Origin of the sequence: Streptomyces sp. YIM 130001 (genome assembly GCF_003574445.1) — a bacterium.
In the GTDB taxonomy this organism is placed as follows: domain Bacteria; phylum Actinomycetota; class Actinomycetes; order Streptomycetales; family Streptomycetaceae; genus Streptomyces.
Genome location: NZ_KZ984589.1, coordinates 3,557 through 4,176, shown reverse-complemented (window position 1 = coordinate 4,176; position 620 = coordinate 3,557). Strand labels below are relative to the sequence as shown.

The following is a 620-nucleotide window of genomic DNA, read 5'->3' as shown; positions in this document are numbered from 1 at the left end:
TTGACACGACTTCGGCGGTACGCTTGAGCCCCGCTACATTGTCGGCGCGGAATCACTAGACCAGTGAGCTATTACGCACTCTTTCAAGGGTGGCTGCTTCTAAGCCAACCTCCTGGTTGTCTCTGCGACTCCACATCCTTTCCCACTTAGCGTACGCTTAGGGGCCTTAGTCGATGCTCTGGGCTGTTTCCCTCTCGACCATGGAGCTTATCCCCCACAGTCTCACTGCCGCGCTCTCACTTACCGGCATTCGGAGTTTGGCTAAGGTCAGTAACCCGGTAGGGCCCATCGCCTATCCAGTGCTCTACCTCCGGCAAGAAACACACGACGCTGCACCTAAATGCATTTCGGGGAGAACCAGCTATCACGGAGTTTGATTGGCCTTTCACCCCTAACCACAGGTCATCCCCCAGGTTTTCAACCCTGGTGGGTTCGGTCCTCCACGAAGTCTTACCTCCGCTTCAACCTGCCCATGGCTAGATCACTCCGCTTCGGGTCTAGAGCGTGCAACTCAAACGCCCTCTTAGGACTCGCTTTCGCTACGGCTTCCCCACACGGGTTAACCTCGCTACACACCGCTAACTCGCAGGCTCATTCTTCAAAAGGCACGCAGTCACGAC

The 620-nt window shown here is 56.1% G+C and carries 1 rRNA gene (cut by both window edges); it reads right to left on the bottom strand.

The features are described 5' to 3' along the window. Positions 1 to 620 (bottom strand): 23S ribosomal RNA (locus tag DSC45_RS35495) (it extends past both window edges: 2,798 nt to the left, 930 nt to the right).